Below are 21773 nucleotides of genomic sequence, written 5' to 3' on the forward strand. Positions count from 1 at the left end.
ATGTCGACAACAAAAGGAAACCTGTCGGCCAGAGACCTCGGGGTGATCTGGCATCCATATACCCAGATGCAGACCGCTCCTGCGCCTATTGGCATCGTACGCGGCGAAGGCGCCTGCCTGTACGATGAAGACAACAACGAATACATCGATGCCACCTCCAGCTGGTGGGTAAACATACACGGGCATGCCCATCCGCATATTGCACAACAACTGGCGGCACAGGCCCTGCAACTGCAACACTGCATCTTTGCGGGATATACACATCCGCCGGCAGTGAACCTGGCGGAAAGACTACTGCCCCTGCTGCCCGGCCAGCAGCGCCGCGTGTTCTATTCCGACAACGGTTCCACCGCCGTGGAAGTAGCCATCAAAATGGCGTTGCAATACTGGCATAACAAAGGACAGCGCCGGAATAAAATCCTTGCCTTTAAAAACGCCTACCATGGCGATACCTTCGGCGCTATGAGCGTCAGTGGCCGCAGTGTGTTCACCCGTGTGTTCGATGATTTTCTTTTTGAAGTGCATTTCCTGGATGTGCCTTCGAAAGACAATGTGGCAGATATTATCGCCACCATCGAAGCGACTGAGCAGGTCGCCGCGTTTATTTTCGAACCGCTGTTACAAGGCTCCGGCGGCATGGTCATGTACGACATCCCTGGTTTTGAGCAGCTGCTGCAATATTGCCGGCAACAACAGATCCTGCTGATAGCAGATGAAGTAATGACCGGTTTCGGCAGGACCGGCAAAAACTTCGCGATGGAATACCTGCAAACAGCGCCGGATATGGTATGCCTTTCCAAAGGCCTTACCGGCGGCAGTATGGCATTGGGTATCACTACCTGCACCAGCGATATTTATGACGCTTTTCTCTCCGCAGATAAACTGAAAACCTTGTTCCATGGTCATTCCTTTACCGCCAATCCGCTGGCCTGTACCGTAGCGCTGGCCAGCCTGGACCTGTTTGAGGACCCGGCCTGCGCGCTCAACCGGCAACGGATACACGAAAATCACCAGCGTTTCCTGCAGGAGCTGAAACAAATAGGCATCATTAAAAACGCCAGGCTGCTGGGTACTATCCTGGCCTTCGAATTGGTGACAGATAACGCTGACGGCTATACGAACAACCTGGCGGATTATCTGCATCGTTTTTTCCGAAGCAAACGCATCATGCTCCGGCCGTTGGGTAACACCTTGTATATCCTGCCACCGTATTGTATTACAGACGAACAATTAGCAGCCGTATATGACAGCATCCGCGCACTGGTGCTGTCACTTCAACCGGCATAAAAAAAGCGGCGAAGCATATGCTTCGCCGCTTTTTTTATCCTTCAAAAGAAATCACTTCACGGGAACAGATACTTTGGTATCATCCCATTCAAACACTACTGCGTTGCCTGGCAGGGTGAAAGTCAGTTTCTCTACCGGTGTTTTCAGCGTTTCGCGGGGTACTTTCACAGATACCACGTCTTCGCCTTTGTTTTTTTCGTAATCGTAGGCGCCCCATTGTCCCAGTTTACCATTCAGGATAACGGTCCATGTTTTGGCATCGGGGATGCTAAAGAACGTGTAGGTGCCGGCTTTTACAGGTTTTCCACCAAATACCACATCTTTTTTGAAAGTGATTTCAGTAGCTTCATCAGCACCGGTGCGCCACACTTTTCCCCATGGCTCCAGGGTACCGAAGATCACCCTTCCTTTTTTGGATGGCTGACCGTATACTACTTTAATGTCCTTACTGTCTGCGGTTACATGCGGGCTTTTTCTGGCTTTCTCCTGAGCAAAACCGAAGGTGGCGGCCATACAGAAAAAAGTAGCCAATAAAAGGTGTTTCATTGAAGCTATAGTTTTTGTGTTGAGGAATGAAGTAATACAACAATTTAGAACTAATAATCCGCTTCCACCGGTATTATTGGATAAATGGCAAAATAACTAAATATCTGATCAACGATGTACACAGAGGCTATCCAGCCGGTCGAGACCGTTGTTCATAACAGGGCCATAGATACGGTCTGCCAGGAATCCCCGGAGTTTCCACCACGGCGCCAGGCCGAGTTTGATTTCCATATGCCAGAAAACAGCGGTGCCTTTTCCATCAGCGCTGGGTTTCATTTCAAAACCAGCTTTTACCGGAGGCATATTTTTTATATCCATTGTATAATGCACGCCCTTATCCGGCTCACTGTCAATAATGGTGACTTTACCGCTGTTGAGTTGTCCTTCCCAGGAATAATAAGCGCCGGTACCGGCGGACTGTGCAGCGTATACCAGCCGGGCGGTAGTATCCGGCCGGCTCCAGGGGTTCCATTTTTCCCAGGCTTTGAGATTATTGACCTGCGCATATACAGAATCGATGGGCGCCATGATCACCCCGGTACGTTCTACCACAGCGGTAGACGGGAACATCAGCGACAACAGAAATACAAAAATACCCAGTACAACGATGCTGATGCCTAACAATTTAAAAAGACGCATAATGCTGATTAATTACGAACTACTAACCGTTTTATTCCTTCCAGTCCTTTCTCAAAGTCCCGGCCTACCCACTTATCCATCATCAGTCCCATCACCTTACGCAATGGATGCTGTCCAAGATTACAGGTCATGCTCCAGCTTACCAGGGTACCTTCGCTGACGGGGTCCAGCCGGAAACTTCCTTTGGCAATACCCATCCGCATGAAATCGGTATCGGTGGCAATATATTGTTCCGGCCGCGATTCGGTGATGGTCATATGTCCGTTACCGATATTACGGTTGTGGCTTTTCCAGCTGTAGCCGGCGCCGGCGCCGCTATCTTTTTCCCCATAGGTAATAGCGATATCCGGGTCCAGATCTTTCCAGGGCGACCACAACTCCCAGTTGCGGACCACATTGATTAACGGGAATATCTTTGCTGCCGGCGCAGGAATCATGAGCGAACGCTCCACTTTAACCACAGGGGGAAGAAATAAGCTGAATATGAAAAGCCCCAATACCAGGACGATCAACGCCCCCAGGAGAATAAAAAAGGCCTGCATGTAGCTGATTTTAGGTAAACCAAAGCTAATAAAAAAACCCAGCTACTCCCAACGGAATACTTTCACCGCCACGGCATATACCACCACGCCCCAGAGGGTTAAAATAGCGATATCCCAGCCTACATGCCACAGATGTTGCCCTTCAAACGCCACTTTACGCAGGGCGTCAATGAGATAGGTCAGCGGCATCACCTTACAGACAGGTTGCAGCCAGCCAGGGAAAGAATCAATCGGGAAAAAGGTTCCTGCCAGCAGAAACTGCGGTAAAGTCACAATATTGGCCAGCGGCGGAATAGTGCTTTCATTTTTAGCGATGCTGCTCACCACAAAACCGAAGCCCATAAACACCAACAGCCCAAATACAGACAGTACCAGCATCTCCAGGAAGGTAACCCAGCCATGTACCAGGGTAAAGCCAAAGGCAAAATGCCCCAGGCCAATAATCACCACAGAACTGATCAGCTGGAAAATCATACGGCTACAGGCCTCTGCCAGTACAATATAGGTGCGTTTGATCGGGGTAGCGAAAAAACGTTTTAATACAAGTGTCTGTCTTAAACTATAAAAAAGGAACGCAGTACCGAACACGGCGGCGCTCATCAGCGCAAAGCCCAGCTGACCGGGCAAAATGAAGTCAATGGTTTTAAATATACGCCCGGGGATCTCTTCTGTGGTAAAAGTGGCTACAGAAGGACGGGGGTAAATATGATCATCTATCTTGGTGGTCACTTCCTTCAATACAGACATCAAAATCGCTTTCTTATTGACATCGGAAGCAGTTGAAGTTTTGATATTTACCTGGAAATGAGGCAGGCTATCCGTTCCCTGCCGGGGAACAATGTTTAGAATGGCAACAATACGGCCTTTTTTCAGGTCATCTTCCATTTCAGCCGCCGGCTGATCGGTCACCAGCTTCAGCGTTTTCACCTTCGACAGGCCTTCATAAAAACGGTTGTTGATATCTGTATGCCTGTCCACTCCTACTTTCACGGATACACTGCCGCTACCAATAAATCCAAACACGAGAATGAATACAAGCGGGAACCCCAGACTAAAAACTACCGCCGAAGGGCTTCTGAAAATACCTCTTAAACTTCCTTTTGTTATAGCCAGCATGGCCCTCCATTGGCTGTACTTCACTCCGTTCATCTGAGTCTCATTTGTTAAAAAATCGCGTAAAACTACTCAAAAAATCAACGCCTGTAGCGATTTTTCGCATGTAACAGTCACTAGCTACCGGGAAAAAGGTGGTTTTCCTGCATTTTTTGTTCGTTTTTCCGCTTTTTTCACCCTTTTTTGATGATTTTTTGATGATTTTGCCTGGGAAAGATGATTTTTCGGGAGATGATCCCCCGATTTTTAAGTAGATTTTAATATCAATAAAAAAGGGTGTATCAAGCCTGATACACCCTTCCCTATTAAAATTTCTATCTGCTAAAAGCGGTAGTTGAAAGGCAGTCTGGCCTGTACATCACCCGGCATCTGCTGGATAGCTTTTACCTGCTGGTACAGATCGTAGTTCACACCCATCTCCTTCTTCACCATACTTTCCTGTACTTCTCCGCTCACATTTTTCAGTAAACGGGACAGTTTATCTTTCACCTCGGGGTACTCCACCATTCTATATTCTGACACCTTGGCCAGGCGGGCAGCGCAGGCAAGGGCTTCGTTTAAGCCACCGATCCGGTCTACCAGTCCCAGGCGCAGCGCATCGGTGCCACTCCATACGCGGCCCTGCGCGATACTGTCCACCACAGCGGCATCCAGCTTACGGCCGGCTACCACCCTGGATTTAAAGGAAGCATAGATGCTGTCTACCCCACTCTGGATAAAACGTTTCTCCACATCGTTCAACGGACGGGAGAGCGTACCCAGGTCGGCATAAGGCGCTGTTTTCACGCCATCGAAGGTAACGCCCAGCTTATTTTTGAAGAAGTTCTGCATATTGAACATGATACCGAATACCCCGATGGAACCGGTCAGCGTGTTCGGTTGCGCAAAAATGCTATCCGCCATGCAGGAGATATAATATCCGCCGGAGGCGGCATAATCGCCCATAGACACTACCACGGGCTTCACCTTCTTCGCCAGTGACAGCTCCCGCCAGATCACTTCAGATGCCAGTGCACTACCGCCACCGGAGTTCACACGGAACAGGATCGCTTTCACTTTTTTATCTTCTCTTGCCTTGCGGATATCACGAATGTAATTTTCACTGGCAATGACATTTTGTTTGTCGGTTTCGCCACCAATAATATCTCCCTGCGCATAAATCACCGCGATTTTATTGTCGCTGGTACCATTGCTCAGGCTCGTGGCGCTATTGTATTTCAGCAGGGAAACGAAATTAACATCCTCGTCAGCTTTCACGCCGGTCTGGCTTTTCAGTTCAGACACCACTTCATCGTCGTATTTAAGACCATCTACCAGCTTGTATTTCAACGCGTCCGGGGCTTCCCGGATCAGGTTTTCATTGGCATAACCATGCAGGGTGGCGGTATCCAGCTTGCGGGCCTGGGCGATACCGGTGAGGTAGTTACCATATAACTGTCCCAGGAACTCATTGGTCTGTACGCGATTAGCGTCTGTCATCTGCGATTCGCGGAGGGGTTCGGTAGCGCTTTTGAATTTACCGCAATAGAAAATTTCCGGTTGTATCTCCAGTTTCTCCAGGGTACCTTTTAAAAACATCAGCTGGGAGGAAAAGCCGGCGAAATCGATACCGCCTTTGGGATTCAGGTATACCTTATCGGCCGCGCTGGCCAGGTAATAAGCCTGTTGGGTCATTACTTCTCCATAAGCATACACAAACTTACCGGACTTCCGGAAACGCAGGATGGCATTGCGCAGCTCCTCATTTCCCGCGAAACCGTTGCCATTACCATCTACTTTCAGATAAATGCCTTTGATATTGTCGTCCGTAGCAGCATGTTGTATCAGCCGTACTGCCTGAAACAAACCGGGGATCTCCGACGCTTCATCTTTCATAAAAGACGCCAGGGGGTTGACAACTTTCTGTTCATTAAACGTCTGACTGGTTTGTAATACCAGTACGCCATTGGGGGAAATCGTTACAGGCTCGGAGGAAATAGCCTTCCCGATAATTATCAGCAGCACCACAAAACAAAGGCCCGCAAAAACGATGAAGGCCAGAAGGGCTGCAAGGAAAGTTTTAAAGAAACGCATACGTTTTAGTTAAAATGAAAGGGAAATGGAAAGATACATTTTTTCAAAAATACGGAATATGGCTACTTTTGGGCTTCAGAATATACATGAATACAGCAATATTACTTATAGGTGGCAACCTGGGCGACCGTGTCGCCAACCTGCAAAAAGCAGTGGAGCACATCGCTGCGGCAGCCGGAGCGGTAATAAAAACCTCCGCTTTATACCAGACAGCACCCTGGGGGGCCGTAGATCAGCCGGACTATCTCAACCAGGGCATCGAAATACAGACCAGTATGGACGCACTAACGCTGTTGCATACACTGCTGGACATAGAACGCCGTATTGGCCGTATCCGGCAGGAGAAATGGGGCGCCAGGGTCATCGATATAGACCTGATCTTCTTTAACGATGAGATCATATCCCTCCCTGAACTGAAATTGCCACATCCCCGGATGCACCTGCGCCAGTTTGTACTGATACCGCTCACTGAAATAGTGCCCGGTTACCAGCACCCTATACTGCATAAAACAGTGCAGCAGCTGCAACAGGAATGCCCGGACACCCTGCCGGCGGTTAAACTCGGCACGCAAAGCCTGGAAAGAGAGCAAAGGAGCAAAGAAAACGATTAAGCTCATCTCCATACACCTTACGCTTTACGTGTGCGAATCTATTCTATATCTTTGCTGCTTAGCTCACTTTACAAGCTTTGCGAGCAAAAAACGAATCCATGCACTACAAATTTATTACCATAGAAGGAAATATCGGCGCGGGTAAAACCACACTGGCCAATATGCTGGCCAAACATTTTTCCGCTAAACTGATCCTCGAAGAGTTTGCCGATAATCCTTTCCTGCCGCTTTTTTATGAACGCCCGCAACAATACGCCTTTCCCCTGGAACTATTCTTCATGGCGGAAAGATATAAGCAGCTGAAAGACATGCTGCAAACACAGGACCTGTTCTCCGATATCGTGATCTCCGATTATCTTTTCATCAAAAGCCTGCTGTTTGCCAAAATCAACCTGCCTGAAGAAGAATATTCCCTTTACCAGAAACTCTTTGATATCATCAATCCTCAGCTGGTGCAACCTGAACTGCTGATATTCCTCAACGCCCCTGTGACCAAACTGCAGGAAAACATCCGCCACCGGAACCGCTCCTACGAACAACAAATCCCGGACGAATACCTGCTCGACGTACACGATACATACATGCAGTATATCAAACAACACCCCGTTCGTACTCTCGTGATTGATACGACCAAAGTGGATTTCCTGCGGCAGCCCGGGGATTTTGAAAATCTGCTGAAAGCACTGGAAGAGGAGTATGAGCCGGGAACCCATTACCTTAAACTCTGATAAAGATGATTATCGGCTGGCTATCGCGGTCGCTGCAGTAAACCCGCTCGTCCAGGCGTGCTGGAAGTTGAAACCGCCGGTAATGCCGTCTACGTCCATCACTTCACCGGCGAAGAACAGGTTGGGCACCAGCCGGCTTTCCATAGTGGAAGGCTCTATTTCACTGAGGGTGATGCCTCCGCAGGTAACGAACTCTTCTTTGAAAGTGGTTTTACCTTTTACAGGACATTCCAGGCTGACCAGCATTTTAATAAAGCGGTTCTGCTCTTTAGCCGGAACATCGGCCCAGCGCATCTCTTCGGGGATATCTGCCTGTTGAAGTAAAAACTGCCATAGGCGTTGTGGCAATCCAAATGGATTTTTATGATGTATTTTCTGTTTGCCGAGGTCTTGCCGTAGCACCGGCCATTCCTCCCGGAGGGTGTTTTCGTTGTAGTCGGGTAACCAGTTGATCACTGCGGTAAAGGTGTATTGCAGCGATTGCAGCTCTCTGGCGCCCCAGGCGGATAAACGCAGTACCGCCGGGCCACTCATGCCCCAATGGGTGATGAGTACAGGTCCTTGCTCCTGCAGTTTGGTACCGGCAATTTTTATATGCGCCGTGGTAGCAACGCCCATCAAAGCGGTGATGGGATTACCCGGCATATTGAACGTAAACAACGATGGAGCAGGTGGAACAATGGTATGTCCTGTTTTTTCCAGCCAGCCAAATTTACCGGCTTGTGCATATCCACCGGCAGCAACACATACATAATCGGCCGCCAATGTACGGCCATCCTGCAATTGCAGTTGCCAGCGCCCATCTGCACTTTTTTCCAGCGCCGTTACTTCCCGGTTGGTTTCTACTTTTACATGGTATTTATCTGCTTCCCGCAACAAACAATCGATGATCGTCTGGGAATCGTCTGTTACCGGAAACATCCGGCCATCGGCTTCTGCTTTGAGTTTCACGCCCCGTTCCGCATACCAGGCAATGGTATCCGTCACAAAAAAGCGGGAGAAGGCTTTCCGCACAAAATGTTGCCCGCGGGGATAACGTTTAGTCATATACGTAATATCCGGCGCGTTGTGTGTAACGTTGCACCTGCCGCCTCCGCTCACCTTCACTTTGGATAACAGCTTACCGGTCTTCTCCAGCAGCACCACCTCCAACGAAGGGCATAAACGGGCTGCATTGACCGCACAAAAAAAACCGGCTGCACCGCCGCCGGCCACCACTAATCTTTTCCCGATTGAACTCATTAAAATCTTGTTAAAACCAAAGCTTGATCACGCAATAATAACAAACCTGCCGTAATCTTACCGTTTATTCTTTCCGAAGTTTATATTTTTGTCCTATTATTATATCCATTATTTCGGCTCAAAATAAAGTTCATGCAAGTGCACAACACCAAAAAGAGACGCCACCTGAAGTGGATGATCCCCGCTACCCTGCTGGCCGGAGTTATGGGCGCCGTGGCTGTAATGCCACCACCAGCCGACTGGTCAGATCATCTGGTTCAGGCTCTGCAACAATATAACACCCGGTTCCCGCAGGAAAAGGTATTCCTGCATCTGGACAAAGACTACTATGCCGCCGGCGAAACCATCTGGTTCAAAGGATATGTCACCCTCCAGGGATTACCCTCCACACAAGCCACTAACCTGTATGTGGAGCTGCTGGACAAGAATAACAACATCGTACAAAAGAAACTGTTCGCCGTTTTTAATGCCGGCGCACCCGGTAATTTTGAACTCCCGGAAACCCAGAAACCCGGCGTATATCAGCTCAGAGCTTACACCGCCTGGATGCTAAATTTCGACCCGGCCTTCACGTATTCCCGTACCATCGAAATATTTGACCCGGCGAAAAAAGGCCCGGCTGCCGACAGCACCGCTACCGACTTCTCGGTGCAGTTCTTCCCCGAAGGCGGTAACCTGATAGCCGGTCAGCCTAATACCGTGGCTTTCAAAGCGATCGACAACAACGGTTATCCTATAGAGGTAACCGGTACGGTAAAAGATCCTAAAAATGCCGCTATCAAATCTACACACGACGGGATGGGTACTTTTGAAGTCACCCCGGCCAATGGTACCGACACCTACGAGGCAGTCGTGAAAAGCGCTAAAGGACAAACTAAAACCTTCACCCTGCCGGCAGCCCTGACTACCGGCGCCTCCCTGAAAGTATTCAATAAAGGCGCCCGTATCTTCTATCAGGCCGTTCCCGCCAATATGGGCGATACCGCCACCAACAAACTGGTCATCATTGCCCAGATGGGACAGCAATTGGTATACAAGGCCAACCTCGATGTATCGGAAGGCCGTATCAGTGGCTTTATTCCGGCTGACAAACTGCCCAGCGGTATCCTGCAGATTAGCCTGTTCGGCCGCAATGGCCTCCCGCTGGCAGAAAGACTGGCCTTTGTACGTAACAACGACCGTATGGACATGGATGTACTGGAGTCTGATGTAGCCCGCGAGCCCCGCAAAAAAAGCACGTTCGTGCTGCGCCTCCCGGATACGCTGCAATCCAATATCTCCGTGGCCGTTACCGATGCGGATGCCGTACCGGCGGATAAAAACGCCGCCGATATCGTATCCACCCTGTTGCTGACTTCCGATATCAAAGGATATGTATACAATCCAAACTGGTATTTTAAAGACACCAACCCTGCTACCCTCCAGGCTCTCGACCTGGTGATGATGACCAACGGATGGCGCAGGTTTAGCTGGGAAAAAATCGCTAAAAATGAATTCCCCGACATCCGCTACCCTTATGAACAGGGCGTTACGGTGAAAGGGGTTACCACCGGCGTGAACGGACGCCCCATCGTAGGCGGTAAACTGGATATGATCATCAAATTACCGGTTGACAGCTCCTCTATGTTCGCCTCCGCTCCGATCGATGAAAAAGGAGAATTCAACATTGCAAACATGGTATTTCCTGATACTGCGTATATATACTACCAGGGCAGCGACGCTAAAAAAAGCAAAGATGTGAACGTGAAATTCGACATCCACTTCTTTGACCGCGCCACCCAGGTGAAAATACCGTATCCGTTGCGCATACCACCAGCAATAGACAATAACTCCCTGAAACTGTTCCTCGCTACCGCCGCCGAAAGCAACAAAGTAAACCGCGCTATCAATAACAAAACGGTATACCTGCAGGAAGTAAATGTCAACGCGAAAAAAATCAAACCGGAAGAAACAACGGAGAAACGTTATGCCTCCGGCATGTTCGCCGGCGGCGATGGTTACTCGTTTGACCTCACCAAGGAAAATCCGACTGCGTACAATATCTTCCAGTACCTCCAGTCCAAAGTGGCCGGTTTACAGATCACCGGTGATCTCAGTAACCCCAGCCTCTCCTGGCGTGGTGGTAAACCCGGTTTGTATCTCAACGAAATGCAGACCGATATCAGCATGCTGAGCACCTTATCCATCAACGATGTAGCGTTGATCAAGGTTTTCCGTCCGCCATTTATGGGCGGCTTCGGCGGCGCCAATGGTGCGATCGCGGTATATACCAAAAAAGGTGGTGACAACCCTCCTGCCAACGATCCGTCTATCAAAGGTTTCCAGCTGTACAAAAAAGCAGGTTATGCTATCGTGAAAACGTTCTACTCACCGGACTACTCCGTGAAAAAAGAAGTACACGCCCTCCCCGACAAACGCATGACCCTCTACTGGAACCCGAACGTAGCGATAGATACACTCACCCATACGGCTAAAGTAGAGTTCTATAACAACGACTTCTCCAAACGTTTCCGTGTAGTGGTACAGGGTATTACCGACGAAGGAACGGTAGGAAAGCTGGAACAGGAGTTCTAGTCTCGCAGAGGCGCAAAGCAGCAAAGGAGCAAAGATTATTGAAGTGAATATTTAGAAGCAAAGGAGCGAAGATCAGCATTTGATCTTCGCTCCTTTGTTTTCTTTGCCAGCTTATGTCATCTTTGCGCCTTTGCTGCTTTGCGCCTTTGCGAGAAAATTACAGCACCAGCAACGGCGTTATAACCCCAACAGAAACCCTGTACGTATCGTCGTTCACCAATCCAAATTTCGTTTGTGCATAACCGGTATACCGGTATATTCTGCCTACCATATTCAGAAACACCTTCAGATCATATTTATCAAATGGATACACTTCAATGGCTGGTATATATCCCCAGGCGGTGCGGAGTTTTTTGTTCTTATTGGGATCGGGGTTACCATCCCAATAGGCAAAGTCTACGAAGCCGGTGCCGGTCAGGTGTACAATCTTGCTCAGGCGTACATCGGCCCGGAGCCAGTGGCTCATATAGGTAACACCTTGTGCCGCTTTCATGCCCGGTATCCAGTTGGAGACAAGGAATTTGCGGTCCAGGTTTTCCAGGCTGAGTTTGAAGTCGTAGTCCAGTTTAAAATTGCGTAGTATCAGGGAGTTACCAAACGCAAAATAGTTCATGTATTGATGGGTGGCTTCCTTAAATATACTGTAGGACCAGATGGTGGTTACCTTACCGTCGAACAGCCTGCCGCGCCAGTTGATAACGGCAGCAAAAGGGAACTTGCTTTCGTTGATACCGGGGATGGAATCGTACAGTTCCTTGAACGTTTTCGTACGGCTATTAAGCAGCTGGAAGGTGAACTCATGGTTATGATTGGGCAGGTATCCCACACCGGCGCCGGAAAGGAAGTTATCCGAGTTTTCGATGATATCAGAATATTCATAGATCTGGATGGGGTTATCGTCAAATTCTACCCCGCCCCAGTCCGCACAGAGTTTACCGGCATATATCTTCCAGTGTTCACTGGGATCAAACCGCAGGTAGGCCAGGTCGGTAGAGCGACTGAGATTATCTACCGACTGGGTTTCCGGGTTGCGGGTATAGCGGTCGCGGAAGCGGAAATAGAGTTTATCGAGCACTTTCCCTTTGATTTCCAGGCGAAATTGTTCATTCACAAAGCGGGAGCCGGTGTAAGTGCCTTTATCAAATTCATTGCGGAAAGCATAACGCATATTGGCGATGATGTCCACATTGTTTAACAGGGGCGCCTTACTGATAGGAATGAGTGGTTTATAGAGCGTATCTTTCTTCGATTCCTGGTGCTGTGCTGTTGCAGCAAGCGGAAACAACATCATGCAGGCTACCAGCCAATTGCGGATATGCATAAAGGTTAAGTTTGGGAGTTAAAGAAAAAATATGGTCGTCTATAACAGGATGCCTGCCAGAAAGAACCCGGCGGCAACGGATACGGCTACACTGACAATCCCGGGAATCATAAAGCTGTGGTTGACCAGGTACTTCCCGATATGGGTACTGCCGGTGCGGTCAAAGTTGATGGCCGCCAGCAGGGTAGGATAACCTGGCAGAACAAAATCCCCGTTTACAGCCGGAAACATGGCTACCATATGGGCCGGCAGAATGCCCAGGGACAAGCCCAGCGGCATCAGTGCCTTGGTAGTGGCAGCCTGGCTGAAAAGCAAAATACTCAGTATGAACAAGGCAATAGCAAATGTCCAGGGTGCTGCCCGGACCATATTGCCCAAGGTACTCTCAATAACGCCGGTATTGGTTTGCATGAAAGTGGCGCTCATCCACACTACCCCGAAGATAGATACCACCGCCTGCGCACCGGAGTTAAACAAACTCGCTTTGGCTACCGCTGCAGCCGTAGTACGGCAAAACAACATGATAGCAGCTGCTGCGGCCAGCATCACCAGTTCTATCACCGCCGCCATTTTAATATGCCCGGTCGCATCCACTGCCATATTACTTTTCCCTTCGCCAAAAGAAGGCAGCATGTTCGGGAAAGCGCCTACCAGCACAATCAGCAATACCGCCAGACCGAAAATCAGCACCGATACTTTAGCTCCCGGTAACAACGGCGCCTTCGCTTCCTGTACATCCGTTTCTATACTGGCGGCAAATTCCGGGTCTTTCATCTTTTCCAGGAATACCGGGTCTTTGTCCAGCTCCCTGCCTTTCTTCCAGCATACCACTACCCCTGCCAGCGTACCAATGATGGTAGCCGGAATACATATCCGCAGGATGTCCAGCAACTCCACTTTTCCACTCAGGATAGTGAGTAATGCCGCCGTAGCGGCGGAAATAGGACTGGCCGTAATAGCCAGGTGCGCAGCGATCACGGAAATACTCAATGCCCGCTCCGGTCTTATTTTTTTCTTGGTAGATACTTCCGCAATAATCGGCAGCAACGAATAAGTGATATGCGCCGTACCCGCAAACAAGGTGAAAAAATACGTCACCAGTGGCCCCAGTAAAACAATCAGGGAAGGTTTACTCCGCAATATTTTTTCGGCCAACCGCACCAGGTAATCCATACCGCCTGCCGCCTGCAAGGTGGCAGCGGTAGTCACCACCGCCAGGATAATCAGCATCACATCTATCGGCGGATCGGCCGGCCGCATACGGAACAGGAAAATATACACTGCCAGCGCTACCATGCCCATTACGCCCAGGCCAATACCTTTCATACGGGCTCCCACCAGGATAGCGGCGAGTAATATTGCGAACTCTAACCAGATCATATAAAACAAGATGTGCTGCTGAAGATAATCAATATCGATATAATATTATAACATATAACTGTACCCTATTTCACAAAAGGAGAACAGGGTTCATAGCACTCACTTCCATACGCTCCGGGGGGCGTTATCATTGAATATTTGGTTATCTGGTTATCTGGTTATTTGGTTATTTACCTATTTACCTATTGATGACTATCTGGCTATTGGTGATATTTAAACTATTGGAGTCTTAGCCTTCTGGTTATTTCGTTTATCTATCTATATGTTGAACGGCCAATACCAGCCGTTCAACATACTTAAAACATCTTCCTTTATTATTATTCGCGTATGTCATCAAAAAATCACAAACATCCGCAAAATAATATCCGCTACCATCTCCCCACTACGCTTCGCAAATCAGCGAAATCATCAGCCCAGGGAATCATGGCCATCACAGTTACCGGTTGATGAACTGCGGCCTGATCATATTATCAAACGTATAAATCTCATCCCATTTATCCTGCGTGATCAGCTTCTTTTCCTTCACCACAATATCATGTACGGACTTACCGGTTTCCAATGCCTCACGGGCAATAGCGGCAGACTTCTCATATCCCAGGATGGGATTCAGCTGCGTTACAATACCGATGCTGTTCATCACCATCTGTTTGGTATGTTCCGCATTGGCGGTAATACCCAGGACACATTTCTCCCGCAATGTGCGACAGGCATTGCCCATATAGGTAATAGCGGTAAACAACGCGAAAGATATCACCGGCTCCATCACATTCAGTTGCAACTGACCAGACTCGGCGGCCATTGTTACGGTGAGGTCGGCGCCAATCACATAATAAGCGGTCTGGTTCACCACTTCGGGAATCACCGGATTTACTTTACCAGGCATAATGGAAGATCCCGGTTGCATCGGCGGCAGGTTAATTTCGTTGAGACCTGCACGTGGGCCTGAAGATAACAACCGCAGATCATTACAGATCTTGGAAACCTTCACGGCTGTACGTTTCAGCACACCGGACAACTGCACATAAGCACCGGTATCATTGGTGGCTTCAATCAGGTTCTCTGCCAGCTTCAGGTCCAGACCGGTAACTTCACACAGGTACTGGGTCACCAGCTCCGCATATCCTTCAGGTGCATTCACACGGGTACCGATAGCGGTGGCGCCCATATTGATTTCGGCAATCAGGCGTTTGCTGCTGTCTACCCTGGAGAGCTCTTCTTTCAGGTTGATGGCAAAAGCATGGAATTCATCACCCAGGCTCATCGGTACGGCATCCTGCAATTGGGTGCGGCCCATCTTCAGCACGTCATGGAATTCTTTTCCTTTTATATCAAAAGCATCCGCCAGTTTACCCAGCTCTTCTTTATAAACAGTGAGTTTTAAAATCAGGGCTATACGAAATGCAGTAGGATAAGCGTCGTTGGTGGACTGAGAGCAGTTCACATGGTTATTAGGGTGACAAAATTCGTACTCCCCTTTCTGTTTGCCCATCATCTCCAATGCCACATTAGCAATCACCTCATTGGCATTCATATTCACGGAAGTACCGGCACCACCTTGTATCAGATCACTCAGGAACTGATTGTCAAACTCCCCGCTGATGACGCGGTCACTGGCTTTGATAATGTATTCGGCTATATTTTTGTCCAGCACACCAAGATCGCGGTTAGCCATGGCCGCCGCCTTTTTCACATAACCCAGGCTCTTTACAAACAGGGGTTCCACTTTCAACGGAATACCCGTAATATGAAAGTTCTCCAGTGCGCGCAGGGTCTGAATACCATAATACACATCCTGCGGTATTTCTTTCTCCCCCAGGAAATCGTGTTCTATTCTCTTGGACATAAAATTTAATTTAGGGCGGGAAGTTAAACGCTTTTAAAACAACATAATACTCATAATTGTTGTAGTTTCATCTAAAGATTTTTCTTTACACTGTTGTTCTATTCGTAAATCATAATTGGCAATTCGTAAATTCTCATGATGTTCCGCATTTCACTGGTTTCTTTTCTATTTTTATTTTTCACGGAAAATGTCCTCTTTGCCCAACACCTGAGTCCACATTTTAATCCCCGCGAATACCATGAAATGCTGGCACTTAGCTCCCTTCAACGGGATACCACCCTTGAACAAAGCAATGCCAACGCTCCCCGCGATTACCGCCTGGTATACCGTTCCCCGGAAACAGGCCTGAAAAACCGCTGGGACCTGTGGGTGAACCGTTCCCGGGGAATCGCGATGATCTCTATCAGGGGTACTAACGGTACCGCCACCTCGTGGATGGAAAATTTCTACGCCGGTATGATCAGCGCCAAAGGTACCCTGCAACTCAATGACAGTACCACCTTTACGTATAAACTGGCGGAAGACGACAAGGCGTTTGTACATGCCGGTTGGCTGCTGGGACTGGCAGCCATGGCTCCCGATATTGTGCAACAAATCAAACGGTACTACCAGGAAGGCATACACGACTTTGTCGTTTTCGGCCACAGCCAGGGCGGCGCTATCGCATTTCTGCTCCGTTCCTACCTGCAATACCTCGACGGCATGCCCAAAGACATCACGTTTAAAACCTATTGCAGTGCAGCGCCTAAACCAGGTAATCTCTTCTATGCCTACGACTATGATTACATTACCCGCGATGGCTGGGGACTACGGGTAGTGAATGGCGCCGACTGGGTACCGGAAGTGCCCTTTTCTATTCAAACACCCACCGATTTTAATACCACCAACCCTTTCACCAATATTAAAAAGGCTTTCCGGAAACAGAAACTTCCGGCCCGGGTGGCACTTTCCTATATGTACGGACGGCTTAACAGGCCAACCAGAAAGGCCAGCCGCCGTTTCCAGCGGGTATTGGGTAAAATGGTACATAGCCGCGTAAAAAAAGTACTGCCGGAGTATAACCGGCCTGTATTTGTCAACAGTCACAATTATACCCCGGCAGGTACGCCGGTAATCCTATATCCCATCAAAGGATACGAGGAAAAATTCCATTTCGATGGTAAAAATATTTTCATCAACCACTCTATCAATGCCTATCGATGGTTGCTTGAACATATTTATCCGGAGAGCAAACCTTAATCGTTGCCCGATTTTTCCCCGGTAAACCAGTGTTCCTTATCCCTGAACAATACGTTAAACGTAGTGAGAGAACCGTAAATACGGGTGATATATTGTTGCATATTGACTTTCTCCTCATCGGTCAGCACCTTATGGCTGTTGATATTTTGTTCCAGTACACGCAGCCGGTCGCGCAACATTACTATTTTGTGAAAGAAAGTATCAATGGGCAGCTCCTTGGGTTTCAGTGCGGCATCGCCCGGTTGCAGGATGAGTGTACCGTTCCTCCAGCGGTCACCCAGCGGCACCACCTCTGTAACGCCACCCCATAAACGAAGAATTTTCAATAAGGATGTTTCCAGGTCGGAAGCCGTTTCCACTTCAGGCGTCTGGTTTTCTGCCACCAACACTTCAAACAGCGGATCTGTCTTGTCAACCATTTTGATACCATGGTCCATAAACGTAACGCGGTATTGCGCATACTTAACGCCTACAATCACGCCCGGACCAAAATGCGCGTGTTGTACCCTTGATCCCACGCCCAGTGTCAGTTCTTCCATGTGCTGATAATTTAGATATCAAACTTACTACTTTCGGATAAAGGAACCAATAGTACCCCTGGTTTCTCGCAAAGCGCGCAAAGGAGCAAAGATCATTGGAGCGATTATTAAGAAAGCAAAGGAGCGAAGATCAACTGTTGGTCCTCGCTCCTTTGCTTTCTTAATAAACTTAACAAAAATCTTTGCGCTCTTTGCTCCTTTGCGCGCTTTGCGAGAACTACGCGAGCACCTTTTCCAGGATACCCACCGCTTTCGCCAGTTCCCGGTTATTCAACGAAGCAAATCCAAAACGAATGGCATTAACCCCTTTGGTACCATGACTATACTGCGAACCGTTGCTCATACTTAACCCCATAGCCGCAGCGCTGACAGCGACCTGTTTCAGCGGGTACTTTTTCCGGAAACTGACCCAGGTGGCCATGCCACCGGCAGGCTCGGTGAACTGTACCCTGTTATGCAGCCGGGCCTGTAATAACTGCGTGAGCTGGTCCCGCCGTTCATGATATAGCTTATGCGATTTCTTCAGATGCCGGTCTATCGTGCCATCCGCCAATAATGCCGCCAGTGTTTCTTCCGAGAGGTTATCCCCTTGCAGGTCCATCAGTTTGCGCAGCCGCGACACCTGTTCCAGGAATGCAGCCGGCGCTACGATGAAACCGCTGCGGATAGACAGTCCCAGTAGTTTTGTAAATGAGCCGATATAGATCACGTTACCGCCATGGTCGCCACTTGCCAACGGTAATATGGGCGCTGAACTGTAATGATAATCGTAGTCGTAATCATCTTCCAGCACTGCCAGGCGATGCGTACGGATGATGTCCAGTAACCGCATCCTGCGCTCCGCGCTGAGTGTAACGGTGGTAGGGTGATGATGATGTGGTATCACATACAGCATGCGTACTTTATGCGTACGGCAAAGCTGTCCTACCGCTTCTACATCAATACCGTCAGCATCTACCGGCACCCGCAGCAGACGGGCGCCCAGCTGCTCAAAACACAGGTCCGCGAAAAAATAATCGGGACTTCCTACAATGACGTAATCCCCTTTTTTTATCAGCATGGCGGCAGTGAGATAGATGGCCATCTGCGCACCGCGCGTGGTCATCACGTTATCGAGCGAGAGCGTCAGTCCTCTGGTACCGGTCAGATAACGCACCAGTTCCTGTCGCAGCCGCATACTACCCATAGCCGAACCATATGTAAGCAGCTGATGATAACGGGGCCGCCGGATAATAGCACGGCTCTCCTTCATCCACGCTTCCAGCGGCGCTTCCCGCATATCGGCAAAACCATCGTTGATAATCAGCAGGCCGGCTTTGGCCGAATCATGGCGGGCAATATTGACAAAAGGAACGCTGCCGAACGAAAACGTAGGTCCGTTACCGTAAGGTGACACCGGTGATTGAAAAGAGCGGGGTTTGATATCCGGTAAATTAGTGGCTACCATCACGCCTTTGCGGGGAATGGCGGTAGCCCAGTCCTGGCTTACCAGCTCATCATAGGCTGCTACCACTGTTTTCCGGTGCAGACCTAACTGTAACGCCAGTACGCGACTACCGGGCAGTAACAATCCCGGCTTCAATACACCTTCTCTTATCAGGCCGGCAAAACGGTTGGCGATCTGCTGGTACACCGGTAGCCGGGCATCCCGGTCGATCGTGATCAATGTTTTATATGGCAGCATCTGGACTACTAATCGATTTAAATCTGGACTATTGGAAGCGTCCAGACAAAGCTAATTTTACAACACCAATTATGCAAAAAACAATCGTCATGAAAGAAAGATTTTTTATGCAGGAAGTGCAGCCGGAAGCATTCAAAACCATGGTAGCCATGGACAAGTACACTACTACCACCAATATCTCCCCGCTGCATCGTGAAATGATAAAAGTAAGGGCTTCCCAGCTGAATGGCTGTGCCTATTGCCTCGACAAACATGCGGCCGATGCCCGTAAACTGGGAGAAACCGAACAACGCCTGTTGTTGCTCAGCGCCTGGCGGGAATCGCCACAATTCACCGAAGAAGAAAGAATTATCCTGGCGATGACAGAAGAAGTAACCTTTATCAGTCAGCAGGGACTCACCGCCGGCACTTACAACAAAGCGCTGGCCTGTTTCGGATTGGAAACCACCGCCCAGCTGCTTATGCATATCATTTGTATCAACGCCTGGAACCGTATTGGTATCGCTACCCACCGGATACCGGGCCAGCATCATCCAACACCTGTAGAATGAGAACGGTAAAAATAGCCACCACCGATGCCGAAATAATGGCATGCGCCGAAGTGATCCTTGTCCTCCGGCCACATATTGCACCAGAGAACCTGTTGCCTCAGATAAAGGAAATGCAGCAGGAAGGGTATCATCTCCTGTATCTGACAACCGATGAAGATCCGGCCACTGTGGCCGCCATTGCCGGTTACCGCCACAAACACAACCTGCACAGCGGGCGTTTTATTTATATAGATGATCTGGCCACTCACCCGTCCTGCCGTGCGCAGGGATACGCCAGCCTGTTGTTGTATCATATCCGGGAGATAGCGCTGCTGGAAGGGCTTTCCATCGTTCAACTGGATTCGGGTCATGGCTTATGGCCTGCCCATCGTTTGTATCATGAACAGGGATTTTACATCTCTGCCCATCATTTCACACAAAAAGTATAAGCATAAAAAAAGCAGCGAAGCACGGTAGCTTCGCTGCTTAAAAACATCACAACAAAAAAACTATTCCTTTACCTTGTTCAGGAAAAATGATAGCTTGAACAATAGTTCATCCTGAAGGCCTGCTCTCAGTTTAGCCTCATCGTCGGTGATACCCAGGCGGCGTAACCGCTGATAATAGACGTAAGAACCGCCGATGAGCTCCAGGCATTCCTGTATCTTGCGTTGCACCTCTGCTTCTTTGGTGCGTTTCTCATATTCTTTTTTAGACAGTATTTTATCCACGAAGTAGAAGTTGTCTTTGTCTTCCACCCATTTATTACCATCGCGGTGCTGTGGTTTATATACCTCAAGATAACAATTATCCAGCTTTAAAACATCACCAAATTCTGCGCGTATATCAATCACCGTTGGTTTTTCTGCAGAAGGGTTGGCCAGCCTCTTTTTGATGAGATTGCTGATTTCAACGCCCATTTCATCGCTGCTCATCAGTATCTGGTTCAGTTCGGAAAATTCCAGTCCGATGGTGATACGGGTATAACCGCGGCCACTTTTGATTTTACCGAAAAGGCTGGGGGTGGTGTTTTCATCAAAGATGATGTCTTCCACCTGCACCTTGGTGATGGTCTTATAATCCGGTTTGTAGCCTTCCTCAGCCGGCGTAGGCCGTTTGTTGACCAGCCGGGCTGTTTCCTGGCGACGGCTGTGCTGGAAATAATCATCGATGAAGCGCAGCTCATGTTTTTTCAACTTGGTATATAACTCGTGCGAAGAGTAATTGTTCATTTTGCTTAACACGGCCAGATCATTCCAGCTGTGGTAGTGCTGCATTTTTTTCAGTTCCTCCAGGATATCGGTGGCAGCCATATTACGGCGATAATATAACTCGCCTACCAGGAAGAGGGCGTATTCCTGTGCCGGGTAGCCCAGTTCAGGCAATACGTCGTACGGGCTGCGTTTCTGCTCACGCGCCTGCTCCAGCATTTCCACGTCAGACATAACAGGCGCCAGCAGGTACTTGCGTGCTGCTGACCGCAGTTTTTTACTTACATAGTCCAGCAGCTGGTCGTTCATCTGGCTGTGATGTACAAAATCGTGCAGAATTTGTACAAAGCGGCGGGATGTCGGTAATCCAAACTGCATGAGAATATCGTTTTCCAGGTCCAGCACATCCTCCTTCGCAGGTTCCGATTTGCCAGGTTTTACCTTGTGCTCCATTTGCTGGTAACGCTGATAGTACTCCTGTAACTTCAGTTTAAGCTGATCCATAATATATATACAATTAATTATTAAACTACTTATCTCTAAAAAGGCCTGTTTTCAGGGGAATTGTCATTTTTTCTCTTTCAGGCTAACATACCACACCCCTATGGTCAGAGAACGGCCTGAAATCAGGTGTTCTGTGAGGCCATTGACCAATGATCCTACTGAATTTC

19 protein-coding genes are annotated in these 21773 nt (G+C 48.9%); 7 read left to right on the top strand and 12 right to left on the bottom strand.

The annotated features are described in order from the left end of the window. Nucleotides 1–1287 carry an adenosylmethionine--8-amino-7-oxononanoate transaminase gene (bioA, locus tag ICL07_RS06000; RefSeq protein ID WP_188087012.1) on the top strand — a complete coding sequence of 429 codons (1287 nt, stop codon included), beginning with the start codon at nucleotides 1–3 and terminating at the stop codon, nucleotides 1285–1287. A 51-nt stretch (nucleotides 1288–1338) separates the two neighbouring features. Here bioA and ICL07_RS06005 read toward each other — a convergent pair whose 3' ends face one another. The 5 genes from ICL07_RS06005 to sppA form a co-directional block, all read right to left on the bottom strand. Then, complete coding sequence (locus ICL07_RS06005; RefSeq protein WP_188087013.1) at nucleotides 1339–1833, bottom strand: DUF2911 domain-containing protein; 495 nt, start codon at nucleotides 1831–1833, stop codon at nucleotides 1339–1341. A 108-nt stretch (nucleotides 1834–1941) separates the two neighbouring features. Continuing rightward, the gene (locus ICL07_RS06010; RefSeq protein WP_188087014.1) at nucleotides 1942–2472 is read right to left on the bottom strand and encodes an SRPBCC family protein; all 531 of its coding nucleotides are present in this window, start codon (nucleotides 2470–2472) and stop codon (nucleotides 1942–1944) included. An 8-nt stretch (nucleotides 2473–2480) separates the two neighbouring features. Beyond that, complete coding sequence (locus ICL07_RS06015; protein ID WP_188087015.1) at nucleotides 2481–3014, bottom strand: SRPBCC family protein; 534 nt, start codon at nucleotides 3012–3014, stop codon at nucleotides 2481–2483. A gap of 42 nt (nucleotides 3015–3056) precedes the next feature. Further along, entirely contained in the window at nucleotides 3057–4163 is a 1107-nt protein-coding gene (locus tag ICL07_RS06020) for an ABC transporter permease (protein ID WP_188087016.1), read from the bottom strand. Nucleotides 4164–4448: 285 nt separating this feature from the next. After that, nucleotides 4449–6200: a signal peptide peptidase SppA gene (sppA, locus tag ICL07_RS06025; RefSeq protein WP_188087017.1), complete on the bottom strand. Its 1752-nt coding sequence runs from the start codon at nucleotides 6198–6200 to the stop codon at nucleotides 4449–4451. 86 nt (nucleotides 6201–6286) lie between these two features. Here sppA and folK point away from each other — a divergent pair, with 86 nt between their 5' ends. Together folK and ICL07_RS06035 are read left to right on the top strand one after the other, a co-directional pair. Further along, nucleotides 6287–6811, top strand: coding sequence for a 2-amino-4-hydroxy-6-hydroxymethyldihydropteridine diphosphokinase (gene folK, locus ICL07_RS06030; RefSeq protein ID WP_188087018.1), 525 nt, complete (start codon nucleotides 6287–6289; stop codon nucleotides 6809–6811). Between the two features lie 98 nt (nucleotides 6812–6909). After that, on the top strand, nucleotides 6910–7539 hold the full coding sequence (locus tag ICL07_RS06035) for a deoxynucleoside kinase (RefSeq protein WP_188087019.1): 630 nt from the start codon (nucleotides 6910–6912) through the stop codon (nucleotides 7537–7539). A 9-nt stretch (nucleotides 7540–7548) separates the two neighbouring features. Here ICL07_RS06035 and ICL07_RS06040 read toward each other — a convergent pair whose 3' ends face one another. Further along, a complete protein-coding gene (locus ICL07_RS06040) occupies nucleotides 7549–8781 on the bottom strand; it encodes a BaiN/RdsA family NAD(P)/FAD-dependent oxidoreductase (protein WP_188087020.1) in 1233 nt (410 codons plus the stop codon). 132 nt (nucleotides 8782–8913) lie between these two features. Here ICL07_RS06040 and ICL07_RS06045 point away from each other — a divergent pair, with 132 nt between their 5' ends. Next, nucleotides 8914–11355 (top strand): MG2 domain-containing protein, encoded by a 2442-nt coding sequence (locus ICL07_RS06045; RefSeq protein ID WP_188087021.1) that lies wholly within the window; start codon nucleotides 8914–8916, stop codon nucleotides 11353–11355. A 157-nt stretch (nucleotides 11356–11512) separates the two neighbouring features. Here the strand turns inward: ICL07_RS06045 and ICL07_RS06050 are convergent, their stop codons facing one another. From ICL07_RS06050 to aspA, 3 genes are all read right to left on the bottom strand, one after another. After that, nucleotides 11513–12676 (bottom strand): porin, encoded by a 1164-nt coding sequence (locus ICL07_RS06050; protein ID WP_188087022.1) that lies wholly within the window; start codon nucleotides 12674–12676, stop codon nucleotides 11513–11515. A gap of 39 nt (nucleotides 12677–12715) precedes the next feature. Beyond that, nucleotides 12716–14056, bottom strand: coding sequence for an anaerobic C4-dicarboxylate transporter family protein (locus ICL07_RS06055; RefSeq protein WP_188087023.1), 1341 nt, complete (start codon nucleotides 14054–14056; stop codon nucleotides 12716–12718). A gap of 436 nt (nucleotides 14057–14492) precedes the next feature. Further along, complete coding sequence (aspA, locus tag ICL07_RS06060; RefSeq protein ID WP_188087024.1) at nucleotides 14493–15899, bottom strand: aspartate ammonia-lyase; 1407 nt, start codon at nucleotides 15897–15899, stop codon at nucleotides 14493–14495. A 135-nt stretch (nucleotides 15900–16034) separates the two neighbouring features. Here aspA and ICL07_RS06065 point away from each other — a divergent pair, with 135 nt between their 5' ends. Further along, nucleotides 16035–17138 carry a lipase family protein gene (locus ICL07_RS06065; RefSeq protein ID WP_188087025.1) on the top strand — a complete coding sequence of 368 codons (1104 nt, stop codon included), beginning with the start codon at nucleotides 16035–16037 and terminating at the stop codon, nucleotides 17136–17138. Here ICL07_RS06065 and ICL07_RS06070 read toward each other — a convergent pair. Beyond that, nucleotides 17135–17677, bottom strand: coding sequence for a hypothetical protein (locus tag ICL07_RS06070; protein WP_188087026.1), 543 nt, complete (start codon nucleotides 17675–17677; stop codon nucleotides 17135–17137). The two genes, ICL07_RS06065 and ICL07_RS06070, sit on opposite strands and share 4 nt — an antisense overlap. A gap of 217 nt (nucleotides 17678–17894) precedes the next feature. Further along, nucleotides 17895–19361: an aminotransferase-like domain-containing protein gene (locus ICL07_RS06075; RefSeq protein ID WP_188087027.1), complete on the bottom strand. Its 1467-nt coding sequence runs from the start codon at nucleotides 19359–19361 to the stop codon at nucleotides 17895–17897. Nucleotides 19362–19450: 89 nt separating this feature from the next. Here ICL07_RS06075 and ICL07_RS06080 point away from each other — a divergent pair, with 89 nt between their 5' ends. Together ICL07_RS06080 and ICL07_RS06085 are read left to right on the top strand one after the other, a co-directional pair. After that, nucleotides 19451–19912, top strand: coding sequence for a carboxymuconolactone decarboxylase family protein (locus ICL07_RS06080; RefSeq protein WP_188087028.1), 462 nt, complete (start codon nucleotides 19451–19453; stop codon nucleotides 19910–19912). Further along, nucleotides 19909–20340, top strand: coding sequence for a GNAT family N-acetyltransferase (locus tag ICL07_RS06085; protein WP_188087029.1), 432 nt, complete (start codon nucleotides 19909–19911; stop codon nucleotides 20338–20340). The genes ICL07_RS06080 and ICL07_RS06085 overlap by 4 nt, the downstream gene beginning before the upstream one ends. A 60-nt stretch (nucleotides 20341–20400) precedes the next feature. Here the strand turns inward: ICL07_RS06085 and ICL07_RS06090 are convergent, their stop codons facing one another. Then, nucleotides 20401–21606: a hypothetical protein gene (locus ICL07_RS06090; protein WP_188087030.1), complete on the bottom strand. Its 1206-nt coding sequence runs from the start codon at nucleotides 21604–21606 to the stop codon at nucleotides 20401–20403. Between the last annotated feature and the right edge of the window lie 167 nt (nucleotides 21607–21773).

This window comes from Chitinophaga qingshengii (assembly GCF_014529935.1).
Classification (GTDB): Bacteria; Bacteroidota; Bacteroidia; order Chitinophagales; family Chitinophagaceae; genus Chitinophaga; species Chitinophaga qingshengii.

Bases quoted from the DNA above. Each gene is read 5' to 3' on its own strand.
- bioA (WP_188087012.1), top strand. From the start codon at position 1: ATGTCGACAACAAAAGGAAACCTGTCGGCCAGAGACCTCGGGGTGATC.
- ICL07_RS06005 (WP_188087013.1), bottom strand. From the start codon at position 1,833: ATGAAACACCTTTTATTGGCTACTTTTTTCTGTATGGCCGCCACCTTC.
- ICL07_RS06010 (WP_188087014.1), bottom strand. From the start codon at position 2,472: ATGCGTCTTTTTAAATTGTTAGGCATCAGCATCGTTGTACTGGGTATT.
- ICL07_RS06015 (WP_188087015.1), bottom strand. From the start codon at position 3,014: ATGCAGGCCTTTTTTATTCTCCTGGGGGCGTTGATCGTCCTGGTATTG.
- ICL07_RS06020 (WP_188087016.1), bottom strand. From the start codon at position 4,163: ATGAACGGAGTGAAGTACAGCCAATGGAGGGCCATGCTGGCTATAACA.
- sppA (WP_188087017.1), bottom strand. From the start codon at position 6,200: ATGCGTTTCTTTAAAACTTTCCTTGCAGCCCTTCTGGCCTTCATCGTT.
- folK (WP_188087018.1), top strand. From the start codon at position 6,287: ATGAATACAGCAATATTACTTATAGGTGGCAACCTGGGCGACCGTGTC.
- ICL07_RS06035 (WP_188087019.1), top strand. From the start codon at position 6,910: ATGCACTACAAATTTATTACCATAGAAGGAAATATCGGCGCGGGTAAA.
- ICL07_RS06040 (WP_188087020.1), bottom strand. From the start codon at position 8,781: ATGAGTTCAATCGGGAAAAGATTAGTGGTGGCCGGCGGCGGTGCAGCC.
- ICL07_RS06045 (WP_188087021.1), top strand. From the start codon at position 8,914: ATGCAAGTGCACAACACCAAAAAGAGACGCCACCTGAAGTGGATGATC.
- ICL07_RS06050 (WP_188087022.1), bottom strand. From the start codon at position 12,676: ATGCATATCCGCAATTGGCTGGTAGCCTGCATGATGTTGTTTCCGCTT.
- ICL07_RS06055 (WP_188087023.1), bottom strand. From the start codon at position 14,056: ATGATCTGGTTAGAGTTCGCAATATTACTCGCCGCTATCCTGGTGGGA.
- aspA (WP_188087024.1), bottom strand. From the start codon at position 15,899: ATGTCCAAGAGAATAGAACACGATTTCCTGGGGGAGAAAGAAATACCG.
- ICL07_RS06065 (WP_188087025.1), top strand. From the start codon at position 16,035: ATGATGTTCCGCATTTCACTGGTTTCTTTTCTATTTTTATTTTTCACG.
- ICL07_RS06070 (WP_188087026.1), bottom strand. From the start codon at position 17,677: ATGGAAGAACTGACACTGGGCGTGGGATCAAGGGTACAACACGCGCAT.
- ICL07_RS06075 (WP_188087027.1), bottom strand. From the start codon at position 19,361: ATGCTGCCATATAAAACATTGATCACGATCGACCGGGATGCCCGGCTA.
- ICL07_RS06080 (WP_188087028.1), top strand. From the start codon at position 19,451: ATGAAAGAAAGATTTTTTATGCAGGAAGTGCAGCCGGAAGCATTCAAA.
- ICL07_RS06085 (WP_188087029.1), top strand. From the start codon at position 19,909: ATGAGAACGGTAAAAATAGCCACCACCGATGCCGAAATAATGGCATGC.
- ICL07_RS06090 (WP_188087030.1), bottom strand. From the start codon at position 21,606: ATGGATCAGCTTAAACTGAAGTTACAGGAGTACTATCAGCGTTACCAG.